Consider the following 19,540-nt stretch of genomic DNA (forward strand, 5'->3'; position numbering starts at 1 on the left):
ATGGCCGATCCGCTTCTCGCCGTGCGTGGCCTGGCCAAGCATTTCGGCCCCGGCACCTTCGGCCGCGGGCCGGTGGTGCGCGCGCTCGACGACATCCATTTCGAGGTCGGCCGCGGCGAGGTGGTCGGGCTGGTCGGCGAATCCGGCTCGGGCAAGACCACGATCGGCCGGTCGGTGCTGCGGCTGATCGAGCCGACCGCCGGCGAGGTCGTGTTCGACGGCCAGGATCTGACCAAGCTGTCCGGTAGCGCGATGCGGCGGCAGCGGCGGCGGATGCAGTACATCTTCCAGGACCCCTTCGCCAGCCTGTCGCCGCGCATGACGATCGGCGAGATCGTGACCGAGGGCCTGGCGATCCAGGGCATCGGCACCGGCCGCGAGCGGCTGGCCAAAGCGCGGGCGGCGCTGGAGGCGGTGGAGCTGCCGGCCGACGCGGTCGAGCGCTATGCCCATGAGTTCTCCGGCGGCCAGCGCCAGCGCATCGGCATCGCCCGGGCCCTGGTGCTGGAGCCGGAGTTCCTGGTGGCGGATGAGCCGGTCTCGGCGCTCGACGTCTCGGTGCAGGCGCAGATCGTCAACCTGCTGCGCGACCTGCAGCTGCGCCTCGGCCTGACCATGCTGTTCATCTCGCACGACCTGGCGGTGGTGGAGTACATCTGCGACCGGGTGATCGTGCTGTATCTCGGCCGGATCATGGAGATCGCGCCGAGCGAGCGGCTCTACGCCGCGCCGAAGCACCCCTACACGCGGGCGCTGCTGTCGGCGATCCCCGAGCCGGACCCCGACCGGCCGCGCCAGCGCCAGATCCTGAAGGGCGACATCCCCAGCCCGGCCAACCCGCCCTCGGGCTGCGTCTTCCGCACCCGCTGCCCGCACGCGGTCGAGGCCTGCGCCCGCGAGGTGCCGGTGCTGGAGGAGGTCGAGCCCGGCCACTTCAAGGCCTGCATCAGGCAGGATGTCAGCCGATGATCGGGAGGGACGCCATGCTGCGCGGCAACTGGGCGACGCTGCTGCTGCCGATCGCGGCGGATGAGAGCATCGATTTCGGCCGGCTGGCCGAGGAGATCGACCTGCTGGTCGCGGCGCGGGTCGACGGCATCTATTCCAACGGCACGGCCGGCGAGATGCACAACCAGACCGAGGCGGAATACGCCGCGATCCAGGCGCTGCTGGCCGAAAGATGCCGGGCCGCCGGCATGCCCTTCGTGATCGGCGCCTGCCAGCCGGACCCGAGCCTGGCGCGCGAGCGGGTGCGGCTGGCGCGGGATCTCGGCCCGGCGGCGATCCAGGTGGTGCTGCCGGATTGGTGGCCGGTGACCGAGCCGGAGGCGCTGGACTTCCTCGAGCTGATGGCCGAGGCGGCCGGCGGGGTGCCGCTGATCCTCTACAACCCGCCGCACGCCAAGCGCGTGCTGGCGCCGGACGAGCTCGGCCGGCTGGTGCGGGCCGTGCCGGCGGTGACCGGGATCAAGCTCGCCGATGGCGACGACGCCTGGTATGCGGCGGCGAAGCAGCACCTCTCCGGCACCGCGCTGTTCGTCCCGGGCCACCACCTCGCCACCGGCATCAGGCATGGCGTCGCGGCGGGTGCCTTCTCCAACGTCGCCTGCCTCAGCCCGGCGGGCGCCCAGGCCTGGACCGACCGGATGGCGAGCGATCTGGATGCGGCGCTCGACCTGGAACGCCGGATCTGCCGCTTCATGGACCAGCGCATCGTGCCGTTCCGGGCCGTGCACGGCTACTCGAACGCGGCGCTCGACAAGCTCCTGGCCGCGATCGGCGGCTGGGGCCCGGTCGGCACGCGGCTGCGGCGCCCCTATCGCTGGATCGACGAGGCCGAGGCCGAGCGCCTCCGCCCGGTGGCACGCTCGATGATGCCGGAGCTGTTCGCGGCGTAGGGGGTGGTTATCCCACCCCGGCCTGCAGGGCGCCGTGGCGCTCGGCGCGGACCAGGCGGGCCAGCAGCTGGATGCCGGGGTCGATGCGGTCGACCGGGATCGAGGAATAGCCGAAGCGCAGGAAATTCTCCGGCGGCAGCGGATGGTCGAAGAACACAGCCCCCGGGTCCACCAGCAGCCCCTGCTGTGCCCCGGCGGCGGCGACCGCGGTCATCGACACGTCGGCCGGCCCCTCGGCCCACATCGCCGACCCGCCGGCCGGCAGCCGGAAGTCGAACTCCGGCAGATGGGTGCGCAGGCCCTCGCCGATCGCGTCGGCGCGCTCGCGATAGGCGGCGATCAGCCGCTTGATCGCGGAATCGTGGTGGCCCAGCTGCAGGAACAGCGCCACGGCGCGCTGGTTGTTGGCCGGCGGGTGCCGTGACGTCAGCCGCCGCATCGCCCGGGCCTCGGCGATGAACTCCGGCGCCGCCACCACGTAGCCAAGCCGCAGCCCGGGGGCCAGGGTCTTGGACACGCTGCCGACATAGATCACCCGGTCGTCGCGATCGAGCGCCTTGAGTGCCGGGGTGGCCTCGCCGACGAAGGTCAGCTCGCTGTCGTAATCATCCTCGACGATCAGCAGGTCGTGCACCGACGCGGCCTGCAGCAGCTCCTGCCGCCGCTGCAGCGGCATGGTCACCGTGGTCGGGTTCTGGTGGCTCGGCTGCACGAACAGCATGTCGCATTCGGCCAGGCTGCCGCTCAGCCGCAGGCCGTGATGGTCCATCGCCAGGGGCAGGATGCGGGCGCCGAACTGCCGGCACAAGTTGCGGATGTCGGGATAGCCCGGCTGCTCGATTCCGACCGTCCGCTCCGGCTTCAGCAGCAGCGAGGCGGCGAGGTACAGCGCCTGCTGCGCCCCGATCGTGACCAGGATCTGCTCCGGCGACACCCAGATGCCGCGGCGCGGCAGAATCCGCTTCTGCAGCTGCTCGATCAGCAGCGGGTCGTCGGCGTCGACGCGGTCGCCGGCCCAGTCGCGGATGGCGACCGAGCGCAGCGACAGCTGCACCACCTCGCGCCACTCCGTGATCGGGAACAGGGTCGGGTCGGGCTGGCCGTAGACGAAGGGGAAGCGGTAATTGTACCAGTCGACCGGCTTCATCACGTGCCGGGTGCGGGACGGGCGGCTGGTCAGCCGCCCGGTCCAGTCCGGCCGGCGAATCGGCACGTCGCTCCGCACCCCGGCCGCCCGCGCCGCATTCTCCAGCGCCGCCGGGTCGACCATGTGCTTGGACCGGCTGTGCGCCGAGATGAAGCCTTCCTGGGTCAGCTGGTCATAGGCCTGGATCACGGTGTTGCGGCTGATCCCCAGGATCTCGGACAGTCGGCGCGACGACGGCAGCTCGGCGCCCGGCGGCAGCCGCCGGTCCAGCACCGCCTGGGCGATGGCGCCGCGCAGCTGCGCCTGCAGGGTCAAGTCGGGCCGGCGCGACAGCGTCAGCAATTGCCGCCACAGAATATCGTCGGCCGCCACGGGCCTCTCCTGCACACCAACCCTGGATTGAATAAGATCGTATTTCATCCCCTGGCGCAATCTGGACTCATCGATAGGTCCCATCTGGACCCATGAAACCCGCATCTGGACCCATGGATTGTCTGGTCTGGACCTAACGGAATATGTGGCATTCCTGCTAAATCCTCCTCAGCGCGTGACTGCCCGGCCCGCCGGGTTCATCCGGACGCTTCCTGGAAAGGGCGGCGCCGACCCGACAGTGGAGGATGTTCCGTGACCCAGACCCTCAACGGCACCGCCGGCAACGACACCCTCACCGGGACCGATCCGGGCAATCCGGGCAACCCCGACGGCATCGACATCATCAATGGCCTCGACGGCAACGACACGCTCACCGGCCTGGGCGGCAACGACACGATCTCAGGCGGCCTGGGCACCGACATCCTGGACGGCGGCATCGGCAGCGACACCGCTTCCTACGAGAACTCCAACGCCGGGGTCACCGCCGACCTGCATTCCCACTTTTTTGCGGGCGGCGACGCCCAGGGCGACGTGCTGCAGAGCATCGAGAACCTGACCGGCTCGGCCTTCGCCGACACCCTGCGTGGTGATGACGGAGCCAATGTCATCGACGGCGGCGACGGCAACGACCTGATCACCGGCTATGGCGGCGCCGACGCCATCAACGGCGGCGCCGGTGTCGACACGGTCTATTACTTCGACGCGGCCGGGGCCGTGCAGGTCAATCTGGCCACCGGCACCGGCACGGGCAGCGACGCCCAGGGCGACACCTTCACCGGGGTCGAGAATGTCTACGGCTCGAACCTCAACGACACCTTGGTCGGCGACGGCGGGAACAATGTCCTTTACGGTGCGACCGGCAATGACGGGCTCGCCGGCTTTGGCGGCGCGGATGTCCTCGACGGCGGCGCCGGCATCGACACCGTGTACTACGACGCGTCGGCCGGCGGCGTGGCCGCCAACCTGACCACCGGGCGGGGCAGCTTCAGCGATGCCGCGGGCGACTTCTATGCCAGGATCGAGAACGTCTACGGCTCGAACTTCAACGACACCCTGAGCGGCACCTTCGGGAACAATGCCCTTTCCGGCGCGGCCGGCAATGACGCGTTCGGCGGCTTCGGCGGCGCCGATGCCTTCGACGGCGGCGCCGGCGTCGACATCGTCTATTTCGACGCCGCGGCCGGGGCCGTGCAGGTCAACCTGGCCACCGGCACCGGCACCGGCAGCGACGCCCAGGGCGACACCTTCACCGGGATCGAGAACCTCTACGGCTCGAACTTCAGCGACACCCTGAGCGGCGACGGCGGGGCCAATGTCATCGACGGCGGCGAAGGCAACGACGTGCTCGAAGGCCTGGTCGGCGCCGACACCCTGCAAGGCGGCAACGGCAGCGACACGGCGAGCTATGCCTTCTCCGCCGCCGCGGTCACCGCCGACCTGAACGCCGGCTTCTATGCGGGCGGCGATGCCCAGGGCGACGTGCTGCAGAGCATCGAGAACCTGACCGGCTCGGCCTTCGCCGACACCCTGCGCGGCGATGCCGGGGCCAATGTCATCGACGGCGGCGGCGGCAACGACGCCATCGCCGGCTATGCCGGTGCCGACGCCATCAACGGCGGCGCCGGCGTCGACACGGTCTATTACGACGGCGCGGCGGTGACCGTGAACCTGGCCACCGGGCAAGGCTTCGGCGGCGACGCCCAGGGCGACACGTTCCAGAATGTCGAGAACGTCGTCGGCGCGGCCGCCAACGACACCTTGATCGGCAGCGCCGCCGCCAACAGCCTGTCCGGGGGCGCCGGCAATGACGCGTTCGCCGGCTATGGCGGCGCCGATGCCTTCGACGGCGGCGCCGGCATCGACATCGTCTACTTCGACGCTGCGGCCGGGGCCGTGCAGGTCAACCTGGCCACCGGCACCGGCACCGGCAGCGACGCCCAGGGCGACACCTTCATCGGGATCGAGAATGTCTACGGCTCGAACTTCAACGACACCCTGAGCGGCGACGGCGGGGCCAATGTCATCGACGGCGGCGAAGGCAACGACGTGCTCGAAGGCCTGGTCGGCGCCGACGCCCTCGATGGCGGCGACGGCATCGACACGGTCTATTACGACGGCTCGACCGTCGGCGTGCAGGTCAACCTGGCCACCGGCACCGGCACCGGCGGTGATGCCGAGGGCGATACCTTGAGCGGCATCGAGAACATCGTCGGGTCCGGCTTCGACGACGTCTTCTTCGCCAGCGCCGCGGCCAACAGCTTCCAGGGCGGCGCCGGGATCGACACGGTGACCTATGCCCAGTCCACCGGCACCGTCACCGTCAATCTGGGCGGCGGCGCCGAGGGGGGCTGGGCCCAGGGGGACTCGCTTCTCGGCGTCGAGAATCTGATCGGCTCGGTCTTCGCCGACACCCTGCGCGGCAATGGCGGGGACAATGTCATCGACGGCGGGGGCGGCGGCGACGTGCTCGAAGGCCGCGGCGGCGCCGACACCCTCAACGGTGGCGCCGGCGGCGGCGACTTCGCTTCCTACAGCAGCTCCGCCGCCGCGGTCACCGTCGACCTGAACACCGGCACCGGCACCGGCGGCGATGCGCAGGGCGACACGCTGATCGACATCGAGAACGTCTTCGGCTCGGCCTTCGACGATGTCTTCTTCGCCAGCGCCGCGGCCAACGGCTTTAACGGCCTCGCCGGCTTCGACAGGGTGAGCTATGCCCAGTCCACCGCCGGCATCGTCATCAGGCTGGCCGTCGGCCCCGGCCAGGGGGGCTGGGCCCAGGGTGACGGGCTTTCCGGCATCGAGCACATCATCGGCTCGGCCTTCGCCGACATCCTGTCCGGCGACACCACCAGCAACAGCTTCGACGGCGGCGCCGGCGACGATGCCTTGGCCGGAGAAAGCGGCGCGGACACCCTGATCGGCGGCGCCGGCATCGATACGGCCTATTACGACGGCTCGGCCGCCGGAGTGCAGGTCAGCCTGGCGACCGGTGCCGGCGTGGGCGGCGACGCCCATGGCGATACCCTGAGCGGGATCGAGAACCTCGTCGGCTCGGGCTCGGCCGACATCCTGACCGGCAGTAGCGGGGCGAACAGCCTGAACGGCGCCGCCGGCAACGACCTTCTCCGCGGCGGCGCCGGGGCCGACGCCCTGATCGGCGGCGCCGGGGTGGACACTGCGGACTACGCGGCGTCCGGCAGCGGGGTCACCGTCAACCTGGCCACCGGCGCCGGCACGGGCAACGATGCCCAGGGCGACACGCTGAGCGGGATCGAGAACCTCACCGGCTCGGCCTTCGCCGACCGGCTGTACGGCGCCGCCGGCATCAATGATCTCCGCGGCGGCGGCGGCGACGACACGCTCCGCGGCGGGGCGGATGCCGACGTCCTGGACGGCGGCGCCGGCTCGGACTTCGCCAACTACCAGGGCTCGGCGGCGGGAGTCGTGGTCAATCTGCTGGCGGACACCGCCTCGGGCGGCGACGCCCAGGGCGACCAGCTCGACAACATCGAGAACCTGTACGGGTCGAGCAATGCCGATCAACTGACCGGCAGCAATGCCCGCAACATCCTCGGCGGCGAGCTCGGCGACGACACCCTCGTCGGCAATGGCGGCGACGACGCGCTCTCCGGCGAGGCCGGCAACGACAGCCTCAGCGGCGGCGACGGGGCCGACCGGCTCGTCGGCGGGGCCGGAATCGACACCATCCGTGGCGGCATCGGCAATGATTCGGTCGACGCCGGCAGCGAGGCCGACCAAGTGTTCGGCGAGGCCGGGGACGACAACCTCCTGGGCGGCGACGGCAACGACCGGCTCGACGGCGGCGACGGCAACGATACGCTCGAAGGCGCGGTGGGATCCGACACGCTGATCGGTGGCGCCGGCATCGACACGGCGAGCTATGCCGGCTCCGGCAGCGGGGTGTCGGTCAACCTGGCGACCGGTGCGGTGTCCGGCGGCGCCGCGGGCGACACGCTCAGCAGCATCGAGCAGGTGCTGGGCTCGGCCCAGGCCGACACGCTGACCGGCAATGCCGGCGCCAACATGCTGTGGGGCATGGGCGGCGGCGACGTGCTCACCGGCGGCGGCGGGGCCGATGTGCTGAAGGGCGGGGCCGGCGCCGACCGCTTTGTCTATGCCGCCATCGGCGACAGCACCGTGGCGGCCGCCGGCAAGGACACGATCCGGGACTTTTCGGCCGGCGACAGGATCGACCTGTCGGCGATCGATGCCAATGGCGCCAGCCCGGGCGACACTGCCTTCGCCTTCGGCACCGGCCCCTTCACCGCCGCCGGCCAGGTCCGGGTCCTGGCTTTCGGCGACGGCCGCTACGGCGTCTATCTCGAGACCAGCGGCAACCGGGTGGAGGACTCGATCATCACCGTGTTTTCCGACCATACCCTGACCGCGGCGGATTTCGTGCTGTAGCCATCATCGCGAAGCGCGCCCCGCGGATTTGGAGCGGAATGAAGTGAGGTCGGGTGAGTGCATCCGGGCAGGGGCTGAGGGGATGTCGAGCGTCTTTGGCGCCGACGGGTGAAAGCGGGGCCTCGACAAAGGGCCTGGAGGCGCAAGCGCCTCCGACCTCTCCAGCAGGGCGGGACCTTTTCAGAATACCGCCGTTCGAGCCGATCCATCCCTTCTATTCTCCCCCTCTCCTCGCGGGAGGGGGCAGGGGGAGGGGGTTTTCACCATCGAGGCCGGCCTGAACTCTGACGCTTCGACCATGACGGTGTCTTCTGCGCATTGGCGCGCGGACGCGCGCAGACCCCTCCCCCAACCCCCTCCCGCAAGGGGAGGGGGAGTGTGGATGGTTGCGTTCGCGAATGCTGAAGGTTGGTGAAGCGGGTGAGTTCGCCGGCGGCTCACCCCGTGTCCGGGGGCTTGGGCCTGCGGCTGCCGGCCGGGCGGGGTGCGGGCGCATCCTCAGGATCGTCCTCGCCGTCCTGCGGCGGGATGAAGCCCAGCTCCTCCATGGCGACGTCGGCCATTTCGAGCCAGCGCTCCACATCCGGCGGATAGCCCCAGCGCCGGCACAGCGCCGCCACCGCGACCTCGGCCCGGCTGGCTTCGATCAACTCGACCACCTCCGGCCGCTCCACCCGCTCGCACACCTCGGTGCCGCGGCGGTCGACCTCCTCCTGGTCCCCGGACACGTCGTAGGCCGCCGCCAGCATCGCCAGCTTCACCCGCAGCGCGTGCCTGTCCTCCTGCGCCGCCTCACGCTTCGTCGTGGCCTTGCGCTGCTCGTCGCGATGATTGGCGAATTTCTGCTTCAGCAGCAGGGTCAGCCGCAGCGACTTCGCGACGACGGCGATCCGCTGGCAATAGTCGACGCCGGGCTGCGGTGCCTCGACCGCCTCGGTGCGGGTCGCCTCCATGATCTCCATCTGGATCTCGGCCGCCCGGGCGAGCATGCGCAGGTCCTCCGCCGCCCGCTCCTCCTGGGGAGCGGCCGGGGCTTCCGAAGCCGAATCGGTCTGCGCGGTGTCCATAGAACGTAGCATGAACATGATCGCAGATTAATACAAGAGCACAATGTGTTTACACAGCCGGGCGGACCCGGCGGGGCCGTCTGGACTCATCGATAGGTGCCATCTGGACCCATGGAATGCGCATCTGGACCCATGGTTTGTCGGATCTGGACCTAACGGGATATGTGGCATTCCTGCTAAATCCTCCTCAGCGCATGACTGCCCGGCCCGCCGGGCTCATTCGGACGCTTCCCCGGAAAGGGCGGCGCCGACCCGACAGTGGAGGATGTTCCGTGACCCAGACCCTCAATGGCGATGCCGGCAACAACACCCTTACCGGGACCGATCCGGGCAACGCAGGCAATCCTGACGGCATCGACATCATCAACGGGCTCGACGGGAACGACACGCTCAGCGGCCTGGGCGGCAACGACACGATCTCGGGCGGCCTGGGCGCCGACATCCTGGATGGCGGCGCGGGCTTCGACACGCTCTCCTTCGCCGCCGCCACCGCCGGCGTGTGGGTGAATATCAACGGCGCCGCCTTCGGCGGCGAGGCCGTGGGCGACACCATGACCGGCTTCGAGGCCATCATCGGGTCCAACTTCAACGACATCTTCGGGGGCGATGCCGGGAACAACACCATCAACGGCGGCGCCGGCACCGACATCATCTCGATCAGCGGCGGCACCGATTTTCTGGACGGCGGCGCCGGCGGGGACTTCCTCGACTGCCGCACCTCCGGCTCGGCCGTGATCATCAACATGGCCACCGGCATCGGCGGCGGCGGGGCCGCGGGCACCACCTTCGCCAACTTCGAAAGCGTCATCGCCACCAATTTCAACGACGTCCTGACCGCCGCCGCGGGCGGCTCCACCCTGGGCGGGTTGAGCGGCAACGACACGCTCAACGGCGGCGATGGGAACGATGTCCTGCTCGGTGACGACTTCCTCAACGTCATCGGCACCAGCGGCAACGACACGCTCAGCGGCGGCGCCGGCAACGACTATCTCCAGGGCGGCGCGCTGGGCGACATCCTGAACGGCGGCGCCGACAGCGACACCGCCGCCTACGAGTATTCCGGCGCCGGGGTCATCGTCAACGTGGACACCGGCGTCGCGTCCGGCGGCGACGCGCAGGGCGACACGCTGACCGGCGTCGAGAACCTGATCGGCTCGGCCTTCGACGATTTCTTCGGCGTCAGCGCCGCGGCCAACTTCTTCGACGGCCGCGCCGGCGTCGACGCGGTGACCTATGGCGGGTCCACCGCCGGGGTCCTCGCCAACCTGCAAGGCGTCGGCCACTTCGGCTGGGCCGAGGGCGACACCTTCGCCAACATGGAGAACCTCATCGGCTCGAACTTCGCCGACACCCTGTACGGCAACGCCGGGAACAACATCCTCGACGGCGGCGAAGGCAACGACCTGCTCGAAGGCCTGGTCGGCGCCGACACCCTGCAGGGCGGCAACGGCAGCGACACGGCGAGCTATACCTTCTCCGCCGCCGGGGTCACCGCCGACCTGAAGGCCGGCTTCTTTGCGGGCGGCGACGCCCAGGGCGACGTGCTGCAGAGCATCGAGAACCTGACCGGCTCGGGCTTCGCCGACACCCTGCGCGGCGATGACGGGGCCAATGTCATCGACGGCGGCGGCGGCAACGACCAGATCGCCAGCTATGGCGGCGCCGACGCCATCAACGGCGGCGCCGGCGTCGACACGATCTATTACGACGTCGTGGCGGTGACCGTGAACCTGGCGACCGGCCAGGGCTTTGGCGGCGACGCCCAGGGCGACACGTATCAGAATGTCGAGAACGTCGTCGGCACGGCCCTCAACGACATCCTGATCGGCAACGCCGGCGCCAACGGCCTGTCCGGCGGCGCCGGCGACGATACGCTCACCGGCCTCGGCGGTGCCGACTTCCTGCAGGGCGGCGCCGGCATCGACACCGTCTCTTACGCCACCTCGTCCAACGGCGTGGCCGCCAACCTGACCAGCGGCCAGGGCACCTTCACCGATGCCCAGGGCGACACCTACTACGGGATCGAGAATCTGGTCGGCGCGGCCCTCGCCGACAGCCTGACCGGCGACGCCGGGAACAATGCCCTTTCCGGCGGCGCCGGCGACGACAAGTTCGGCGGTTTTGGCGGCGCCGATGCCTTCGACGGCGGCGCCGGCATCGACATCGTCTATTACGACGCCGCGGCCGGGGCCGTGCAGGTCAACCTGGCCACCGGCACCGGCACGGGCAGCGACGCCCAGGGCGACACCTTCACCGGGATCGAGAATGTCTACGGCACGAACTTCAACGACCTCCTGATCGGCGACGCCGGCGCCAATGCGCTCTCCGGCGCCGACGGTGACGACACGATCCGCTCCGGCGCGGGGAACGACGTCGTCAGCGGCGGCACCGGCAACGACCTGATCAACGCCTATAGCGGCGCCGACGCCATCGACGGCGGGGCGGGCATCGACACGGTCTATTACGACAGCTCGACCGTCGGGGTGGCCGCCAACCTGGCCAACGGCACCGGTGCGGGCGGCGATGCCCAGGGCGACACGCTGACCGGTGTCGAGAACCTCGTCGGCTCGGGCCTCAACGACACGCTGACCGGCAACGGCGGCGCCAATTCACTGGCCGGCGGCGATGGTGACGATTTGCTCCGTGGCGGGGCCGGCGCCGATGCCCTCAGTGGCGGCAATGGGGTGGATAGTGCCGAATACACCGGCTCGGCGGCGGTCTCGGTCAACCTGCTGACCGGCACCGGCACGGGCGGCGACGCCCAGGGCGACACCCTGTCCGGCATCGAGAATCTCTTCGGCACCCTCTTCGCCGACACCTTCACCGGCGATGCCGGGGCGAACATCCTCGCTGGCGGCGACGGCGACGATGTGCTGCTCGGCGGCGGCGGCGGGGATCAGCTGCGCGGCGGCAACGACGTCGACACCGCGAGCTATGCCGGCTCGGCCGCGGCCGTCCAGGTCGATCTCTCGGCCGGCACCGGCACGGGCGGCGACGCCCAGGGCGACACGCTGACCAACATCGAGAACCTGATCGGCTCGTCCTTCAATGACACGCTCACCGGCAATGCCGGGGCCAATGCCTTGAACGGCGGCGCCGGCAACGACCAGTTCAACGGCCATGCAGGCGCCGACAGCTTCGTCGGCGGCGCGGGCATCGACACGGTGTTCTTCAACACCTCGACGGCCGGGATCAACGCCAACCTGACCACCGGCGTCGGCCTGGGCGGCGATTCGGCGGGCGACACCTACAGCGGCATCGAGAACCTCGTCGGCTCGGCCTTCGCCGACGCCATGAACGGCGATGCCGGGGTCAACACACTCGACGGCGGCGCCGGCGACGACGTGCTGGCCGGGCGTGGCGGCGCGGACATCCTGCAGGGCGGCGCCGGCATCGACTCCGCGACCTACGGCAGTTCCGCTGTCGGGGTGACGATCAATCTCGCAACGGGCACCGGCACCGGCAGCGACGCCCAGGGCGACACGCTGTTCGCCATCGAGAACGTCACCGGCTCGGCCTTCAACGACACGTTGATCGGCGATGCCGGGGTCAACGACCTGCGCGGCGATGTCGGCGACGACGTGATCCGCGGCGGCGCCGGGGCGGACCGGATCGGCGGCGGCGCCGGGGTGGACACGGCGGATTACAGCACGTCCTCGGCCGGGGTGACGATCGACCTCGCGGCCGGCACGGGCACGGGCGGCGATGCCCAGGGCGACACGCTGTTCTCCATCGAGACCGTCACCGGCTCGGGCTTCGCGGACACCCTGTACGGCTCGGCCGACGCCAATGCGCTGAGCGGCGGGGCGGGCAACGACGTGCTCTACGGCCGCGGGGGCGCCGATGTGCTGGACGGCGGCAACGGCACGGATGGGGCCGGCTACTTCGAGTCCGGCGGTGCCGTGACGGTGGACCTCGCGGCCGGCACCGGCTCCGGCGGGGATGCCCAGGGCGATGTCCTGAGCAACATCGAGAATCTCGGCGGCAGCATCTTCGCCGACACCCTGACCGGCAGTGCCGGCGCCAACGCGATCAATGGCGGGGGCGGCAACGACACCATCGCCGGTGCCGCCGGCAGCGACACCCTCTATGGCGGCAACGGCAACGACCAGATCAATGGCGGCGCCGACGGCGATGCGCTGATCGGCGAAGCGGGCACCGATACGCTCAACGGCGGCGACGGCAATGACGTGCTCAATGGCGGTGCGGATGCCGATGTGATCAACGGCGGCGCCGGCATCGACATTGCGGACTACAACGGCAGCGGCGTCGGGGTCACGGTCAATCTGGCGACCAACATCAACACCGGCGGCTACGCCCAGGGCGACACGCTGACCAATGTCGAGAACGTGCAGGGCAGTGCCTTCGGCGACAATCTGACCGGCGACGGCGCGGCGAACACGCTGCGGGGCATGGTCGGCAACGACGTGCTCAATGGCGGCGCCGGCTGGGACACCCTCGAGGGCGGCAGCGGCGATGATCAGCTGGTGGGCGGCGCCGGCGGCGACCTGCTGCGCGGCGGCGCCGGCGCCGACCACCTGACCGGCGGTGCCGACAACGACATCGCGAGCTACTGGGACAGCACCGTGGGCGTGACCATCAACCTGCAGACCGGGGTCAATACCGGCGGCACGGCCCAGGGCGACACCATCGACAGCGACATCGAGATCATCAACGGCAGCAACCACAACGACGTCATGACCGGCAATGTCCTGGCCAACGAGCTTGTCGGGTTCGACGGGGCCGACACGCTCAGCGGCGGCGGCGGCGGCGACACCCTCCGCGGCGGCGCCGGCGCCGACGTGCTGAACGGCGGCAGCGGCGTGGACTATTTCAGCTACACCGCCCTCTCCGACAGCACGGTTTCAGCCGCCGACACGATCCAGGACTTCCAGGCCGGGGATCTGATCTGGGTGCGGACGATCGACGCCGACGGCAGTTCCGCGAACGGCGACACGGCCTTCACCTTCATCGGCGCGGGCGCTTTTTCCGGCACCGCCGGCGAGCTGCGGGTGGTGACGGCGGGCTCGATCCAGGTGGTCTCTGCCGACGTCAACGGCGACACGGTCGCCGACTTCAGCATCAACGTCACCTCCGACCACGCCCTGACGGCCAGCGACTTCCTGCTCTAGTGGAACAGCCGGGCGGCGAGTTGCAGGGCGGTGCTGATGCCCAGCCGCTCATAGGCCCGGCGGCGATAGGTCAGCACGCTGGTCGGCCGGATGCTGAGGTCGAGGCCGATGCCCTCGGCGGTCATGCCGATCAGCGTGCGGGCGCAGACCGCGCGTTCGCGCCCGGTCAGCGCCGGGCAGAGCGCGCGCAGCCGGGCCTCGACCGCCGCAGCCGATCCGGGCGGCGGTCGGTCGGCGCCGAAAGCCCGGCCGTGGGCCTCGATCAGCGGCAGCAGCAGGCGGCCGAAGGCGCGGAGGTCCTGCGCCTCGCCGGCGGAGAAGGCGCCGCTGCCGCCATGGCGGAACAGGCTGAGCGTGGTCCAGCCGCCGCGGCCGGGGCGCAGGATCGACAGCTTCTCGACGAAGCCGGGCCGGGCATAGCAGTCGCGCCGGTAGTCGCGGTCGGCGATGTCGTCCGGCCGCACCCGCAGGCAGAGGCCGCTGCGGTCGACGGCCTGAAAGACGGTGTTCAGCGGGTCGAAGCGGAAATAGTGGCGGCGATAGGCCTCGGCCCGGCCGCCCGCCTGCGACCCGGCGCCGGCGGACAGGATCACCGCGGGCAGGGCACCGTCATCGGTCCGGCGGAAGGCGAAGATCTCCTCCACCCCGGCCATGGCGCCGAGGGCGTGCAGCACCGCCGGCCCGAATTCCGGCGTGCCCAGCGCATCGACGATGCCGGCCTGGAGATCGGCATCCGCCGCCCACAGGCCGTCCGGCGCTTCGATCCGCTCCATCGCTCCTCCCTCGCAGGCGTCTGTGCCCGCCTTTGGCGCGGAGCTTAGCATAGTGCCGGGCTAGCCCTGCAGGGCGGCCCACATCTCGCGGTCCCGCGCGGCGGTCCAGATCCGCGGCGTGTCGATGCCCAGCGCCTCGTCATAGGCACGGGCGACGTTGAAGGGCAGGCAGTGCTCGTAGATCGCGTAGCTCGCGAATTTCGGGTCGCAGGCGGCGCGGCAGGCATCCCACGCCTCCTTCAGCGAGCCGCCGCGGGCCGCGACCTGGGCGACCGGCCGGTAGGTGCTGGCCAGGAAGTCGCGAGTCAGCTCGATCGCCTCGGCCACCCTGGCGGCGCCGACCAGGGCGTCGCCGCGGCCGGGCGACAGCGCCTCCGGCCGCAAGGCGGCGATGGCGTCCAGCGTCCCCGGCCAGTCGTTGAAATGGGCATCGCCGCAATAGCAGGCGGAGCGGTACTCGACGATGTCGCCGGAGAACATCACCCCGGCATCCGGCACCCAGCCGACGATGTCGCCGGCGGTGTGGGCCCGGCCGAGATGCAGCAGGTCGACCCGCCGGCGGCCGAGATGGAGGGTCATGCGGTCCTTGAAGGTCACCGTCGGCCAGGTCAGGCCGGGGATCGACTCCGCCGCCTGGAACAGCCGCGGGAAACGGCCGAACTCGGAGTCCCAATCCTCCTGCCCGCGCTCATGGATCATCGCCCGGCAGGTCTCCGAGGCGATGATCTCGCCGGCGCCATAGGCCGAGGCGCCGAGCACCCGCACCGCGTGATAGTGGCTGAGGACGACGTATTTGACCGGCTTGTCGGTGACGCCGCGGATGCGCTCGATCACCTGCTGCGCCATCACCGGCGTGGCCTGGGCGTCGATCACCATGACGCCGTCGTCGCCGATGATGACGCCGGTGTTCGGGTCGCCCTCGGCGGTGAAGGCGTAGAGGCCGTCGCCGAGCCGGGTGAAGGAGATCGACTTCTCGGCCATGTCGCCGGCCGAGGCGAAGCTCTTGGTCATGGGACGCTCCTCCCGCGTTGTTCCGGTCAGCATAAGGCGATGGCGCCGTCTGCGCTGTCCTCAGATCTGAGGACAGACGCGGGCCTTCCGACGCATCATCCTGGGCGAACGGCCGAGCAGAGGAGGGCCTATGGCCCGATACGCCACTCAGCGCTTCGTGGTGCGCACTCCGCCGGAGCTGTCCGGCGGCGGCCGACGGCGCTATCCCGTCGCCATCGTCGGCGCCGGCCCGGTCGGCCTGGCGGCGGCGATCGACCTGGCGCTGCACGGCGTGCCGAGCGTGGTGCTGGACGACAACGACGTGGTCTCGGTTGGCTCCCGCGCCATCTGCTGGTCCAAGCGCACGCTGGAGATCTTCGACCGGCTCGGCATCGGCGAGCGCATGCTGGCCAAGGGCGTGACCTGGAAGGTCGGCCGGCTGTTCCACCGCGACCGCGAGGTCTATGCCTTCGACCTGCAGCCCGAGCCCGGCCACCGGATGCCGGCCTTCATCAACCTGCAGCAATATTACGTCGAGCAGTACCTGGTGGAGCGCTGCGCCGATTTCCCGGAGCTGATCGACCTGCGCTGGAAGAACCGCGTCACCGGGGTCGAGCCGGGCGGCGACGGCGTGCGGCTCCAGGTCGAGACCCCGGACGGCGGCTACACGATCGAGGCCGGCTACCTCCTCGCCTGCGACGGGGTGCGCTCGACCGTCCGCCGCGCTTTGGGGCTCGACTTCCTCGGCCAAGCCTTCGAGGAGCGCTTCCTGATCGCCGATGTCGAGATGAAGGCGGGCTTCCCGCCGGAGCGCTGGTTCTGGTTCGAGCCGCCGTTCCATCCCGGCCAGTCGGCGCTGCTGCACAAGCAGCCGGACGACATCTACCGCATCGACCTGCAGCTCGGCCCCGACGCCGACCCGGAGGCGGAGCGCAGGCCGGAGCGGGTGATCCCGCGCATCCGGGCGATGGTCGGCGACCGGCCGTTCGAGCTCGACTGGGTGTCGGTCTACAGCTTCCAGTGCCGCCGGCTGGAGCGCTTCGTGCACGGCCGGGTGATCTTCCTGGGCGACGCCGCCCATGTGGTCTCGCCCTTCGGCGCCCGCGGCGGCAATGGCGGCATCCAGGACGCCGACAACCTGGCCTGGAAGCTGGCCCTGGTGCTGCAGGGCGAGGCGCGGCCGGATCTCCTCGCCAGCTATGACGAGGAACGGGTGCGGGCGGCGGACGAGAACATCCTGAACTCGGCCCGCGCCACCCGCTTCATGACGCCGAAGAGCGAGATCGAGCGGGTGTTCCGCGCCGCCGTGCTGGACCTCGCCGCCGACCACGCCTTCGCCCGCCGGCTGGTCAATTCCGGGCGGCTGTCGCTGCCCTGCGCCTTGGGCGGGCTGTCGCTGCAGACGCCGGCCGAAGCCGCCGACGGGCTGCTGTCGCCGGGCGCGGTGTGCCCGGATGCCCGGCTGGACGGCGAGACCTTCCTGCTCGACCGGCTCGGCGGCGGCTTCAGCCTGCTGGCCGTCGGCGGTGTCGCGGTGCCGGAGGGCATGGGCCTGCCGGTGCTGCGGGTGGATGCCGACGGCGATCCGAACGGCTTCGCCGCCGCCCGCTACGGCGAGGCCCTGTATCTGATCCGGCCCGACCAGCATGTCGCCGCCCGGCTGACCGGCGCCTCGGCGGCGGAGATTCGAGCGGCGCTGGCGCGGGCCAAGGGAGAAGTCTCATGACCGATCATGATCTCGGCCGCGACCGGCTGGCGGGCCGCGGCGACGACGTCTATGCGGCGCTGCTGCAGGCGCATGAGGGGCTGGGGCCGGCCGAGAGCGCGGCGCTGAACGCCCGGCTGGTGCTGATCCTGGCCAATCTGGCCGGCGATCCGGAGGCGGTGATCGCCGCCATCGACCGCGCCCGCAGGCCTGACCCTCGCGGCGCGTCCCGCCCGGCATCTGCCTGATCAATTCCTGGGCAATCCGCCCCGGATCGATCCTGCCGGCCCCGCTCGCCGACCGCTCTCCACGGCTCTTGACCGTCGAATTATGATGCATCAAACATGATGCGCCAAATGGCACGGGATTTGCAGAAGCCGGATCTCGGGCGGCGGGACCTGACCGGCCGGCAGCAGAGGAGGCGATCGAAGAATGGACAGCCATGGTCTGACGCGGCGGCATCTGCTCGCCACTGCCGGGGCGCTCTCGCTCCTCAGCCTCGCCGAAGCCCGGGCCCAGGGCGTGGCGCCCAAGGCCGGCGGCACGCTGACCACCGTGATCACGCCGGAGCCGCCGCTCTTGGTCCCCGGCGTGAACAACCAGGGGCCGACCCTGATCGTCTCCAGCAAGATCTATCAGGGGCTGATCAGCTACGCCCCCGACCTGGCGCCCCTGCCGGCTTTGGCGAAGAGCTGGGAGCTGTCGGACGACAGGCTGACCTACACCTTCCATCTGCAGCCGAACGTGAAATTCCACGACGGCCAGCCGATGACGGCCGACGACGTGATCTTCTCGATCATGAAGTTCCACATGGAGCTGGCGCCGCGCGCCCGCGGCGTGTTCCAGAAGATCAAGGCGGCGGAGGCGCCGGACCCGCAGACCGTCAAGCTGACGCTGGATTCGCCGTTCGAGCCGTTCCTGCTGATGTTCGACGTCACCACCTGCGCCATCGTGCCGAAGCACCTCTATGATGGCACCGACTACCGCAACAACCCGGCGAACCAGCACCCGGTCGGCACCGGCCCCTTCGCCTTCGACGCCTGGCAGCGCGGCAGCTTCATCCGGCTGAAGAAGTTCGCCGATTACTGGAAATCCGGGCAGCCCTATCTCGACCAGCTGATCTACCGGATCGTGCCGGACAGCCAGAGCCGGGCCCTGGCGCTGGAGACCGGCCAGGTCCAGATGACCCAGTTCAACGACATCGAGCCGTTCGACGTGCCGCGGTTCCAGCAGCTGCCGACCGTGATGGTCGAGACCAAGGGCTGGGAGTATTTCGCGCCGCTGATGTGGCTCGACCTCAACAACCGGGTGAAGCCGCTCGACGACGTCCGCGTGCGCCAGGCGATCAGCCATGCGCTCGACCGCGACTTCATCGTCAAGCGGCTGTGGTTCGGCGTCGGCAAGCCGGCGACCAGCCCGATCGCCTCGGCCACCCGCTACCACGATCCCGACGCCAAGCTGCAGGCCTATGACCTCGAGGCGGCGGCGAAGCTGCTCGACGATGCCGGGCTGAAGCCCGACGCCAACGGCGTGCGCTTCACCATCAAGCATCTCGCCATCCCCTATGGCGAGATCTGGTCGCGCCTGTCGGAATATATCCGCGCCTCGCTCGGCAAGGTCGGCATCCAGGTGGTGCTGGAGACGACCGACGCCGGCAGCTGGGCCAAGCGGGTCGGCGACTGGGACTACGAGACCGCGATCAACTTCGTCTATCAGTACGGCGACCCGACGCTGGGGGTCGAGCGCACCTATGTCAGCAGCAACATCAAGAAGGTGACCTTCGCCAACACCGAGGGCTATTCCAACCCGGCGGTCGACAAGCTGTTCGAGACGGCGCGGATGTCGGGCGATCCGGAGGCGCGGAAGCAGGCCTTCACCGACGTGCAGAAGCTCCTGACCGAGGAGGTGCCGGTGGTCTGGCTGATGGAAATGAGCTTCCCGACCATCCATGACCGCCGGGTGACCAACCTGATCACCACCGGAACCGGCGTGCACGCCTGTTTCGACGACGTCTTCATCGCCTGA

11 protein-coding genes are annotated in these 19,540 nt (G+C 70.2%); 7 read left to right on the forward strand and 4 right to left on the reverse strand.

Going from position 1 to position 19,540, the window contains the following annotated elements; translation table 11 throughout:
• Both ACTOWL_RS01255 and ACTOWL_RS01260 read left to right on the forward strand, forming a co-directional pair.
• Positions 1-969, forward strand: a complete 969-nt coding sequence (locus ACTOWL_RS01255) for an ABC transporter ATP-binding protein (RefSeq protein ID WP_441319366.1) — start codon at positions 1-3, stop codon at positions 967-969.
• Positions 966-1,898 carry a dihydrodipicolinate synthase family protein gene (locus ACTOWL_RS01260; protein ID WP_441319367.1) on the forward strand — a complete coding sequence of 311 codons (933 nt, stop codon included), beginning with the start codon at positions 966-968 and terminating at the stop codon, positions 1,896-1,898. The genes ACTOWL_RS01255 and ACTOWL_RS01260 overlap by 4 nt, the downstream gene beginning before the upstream one ends.
• Positions 1,899-1,905: 7 nt before the next feature.
• On the opposite strand, the gene pdxR is transcribed toward ACTOWL_RS01260, so the two are convergent.
• Positions 1,906-3,417, reverse strand: coding sequence for a MocR-like pyridoxine biosynthesis transcription factor PdxR (gene pdxR, locus ACTOWL_RS01265; protein WP_441319368.1), 1,512 nt, complete (start codon positions 3,415-3,417; stop codon positions 1,906-1,908).
• Positions 3,418-3,669: 252 nt separating this feature from the next.
• Between pdxR and ACTOWL_RS01270 the strand changes: the two genes are divergently transcribed.
• Positions 3,670-7,848, forward strand: coding sequence for a beta strand repeat-containing protein (locus ACTOWL_RS01270; protein ID WP_441319369.1), 4,179 nt, complete (start codon positions 3,670-3,672; stop codon positions 7,846-7,848).
• Between the two features lie 437 nt (positions 7,849-8,285).
• On the opposite strand, the gene ACTOWL_RS01275 is transcribed toward ACTOWL_RS01270, so the two are convergent.
• Positions 8,286-8,927, reverse strand: a complete 642-nt coding sequence (locus ACTOWL_RS01275) for a hypothetical protein (RefSeq protein ID WP_441319370.1) — start codon at positions 8,925-8,927, stop codon at positions 8,286-8,288.
• A 260-nt stretch (positions 8,928-9,187) separates the two neighbouring features.
• Between ACTOWL_RS01275 and ACTOWL_RS01280 the strand changes: the two genes are divergently transcribed.
• Complete coding sequence (locus tag ACTOWL_RS01280; protein ID WP_441319371.1) at positions 9,188-14,047, forward strand: beta strand repeat-containing protein; 4,860 nt, start codon at positions 9,188-9,190, stop codon at positions 14,045-14,047.
• On the opposite strand, the gene ACTOWL_RS01285 is transcribed toward ACTOWL_RS01280, so the two are convergent.
• Positions 14,044-14,820 carry a helix-turn-helix transcriptional regulator gene (locus ACTOWL_RS01285; RefSeq protein WP_441319372.1) on the reverse strand — a complete coding sequence of 259 codons (777 nt, stop codon included), beginning with the start codon at positions 14,818-14,820 and terminating at the stop codon, positions 14,044-14,046. The two genes, ACTOWL_RS01280 and ACTOWL_RS01285, sit on opposite strands and share 4 nt — an antisense overlap.
• A gap of 60 nt (positions 14,821-14,880) precedes the next feature.
• Positions 14,881-15,831, reverse strand: a complete 951-nt coding sequence (locus ACTOWL_RS01290; protein ID WP_441319373.1) for an MBL fold metallo-hydrolase — start codon at positions 15,829-15,831, stop codon at positions 14,881-14,883.
• A 130-nt stretch (positions 15,832-15,961) separates the two neighbouring features.
• Here ACTOWL_RS01290 and ACTOWL_RS01295 point away from each other — a divergent pair, with 130 nt between their 5' ends.
• The 3 genes from ACTOWL_RS01295 to ACTOWL_RS01305 all read left to right on the forward strand — a co-directional run bounded on the left by ACTOWL_RS01295 (position 15,962) and on the right by ACTOWL_RS01305 (position 19,540).
• Entirely contained in the window at positions 15,962-17,536 is a 1,575-nt protein-coding gene (locus tag ACTOWL_RS01295) for an FAD-dependent oxidoreductase (RefSeq protein WP_441319374.1), read from the forward strand.
• Positions 17,533-17,763, forward strand: a complete 231-nt coding sequence (locus ACTOWL_RS01300) for a DUF2783 domain-containing protein (RefSeq protein WP_441319375.1) — start codon at positions 17,533-17,535, stop codon at positions 17,761-17,763. The genes ACTOWL_RS01295 and ACTOWL_RS01300 overlap by 4 nt, the downstream gene beginning before the upstream one ends.
• 184 nt (positions 17,764-17,947) lie before the next feature.
• On the forward strand, positions 17,948-19,540 hold the full coding sequence (locus tag ACTOWL_RS01305; protein ID WP_441319376.1) for an ABC transporter substrate-binding protein: 1,593 nt from the start codon (positions 17,948-17,950) through the stop codon (positions 19,538-19,540).

It is taken from the genome of Inquilinus sp. CA228, assembly GCF_052078665.1.
In the GTDB taxonomy this organism is placed as follows: domain Bacteria; phylum Pseudomonadota; class Alphaproteobacteria; order DSM-16000; family Inquilinaceae; genus Inquilinus.